This is a genomic window from Rhizobium sp. SVR5-9E, assembly GCF_056755095.1.
In genome coordinates, this window is sequence record NZ_JBNDHS010000432.1 from 1 (window position 1) to 269 (window position 269).

Here is a 269-nt window from a genome sequence, read left to right on the forward strand (position 1 = left end):
TTTCAGTCTGGATAAATCCCGGAGCGATGGCGTTACAACGGATATTTCTTGAGCCTAATTCAAGGGCTACAGACTTTGTAAACCCAATAACTCCTGCTTTGGAAGCTGCATAATTGGCCTGTCCTGGATTTCCGCTGATTCCTACTACTGAAGTCATATTGATGATAGATCCTTCTTTGGCTTTCATCATTGGCTTTATCACCGCTTTGGTAAGGTTGAATACAGAATCCAGGTTTACATGGATTACTTTATCCCAGTCTTCCTTAGAC

The 269-nt window shown here is 42.0% G+C and carries 1 protein-coding gene; it reads right to left on the bottom strand.

What is annotated here, in order from left to right; genetic code table 11:
- On the bottom strand, window positions 1-269 hold a 269-nt coding region (locus ACPYOJ_RS35495; protein ID WP_481420410.1), incomplete at both ends, for an SDR family NAD(P)-dependent oxidoreductase.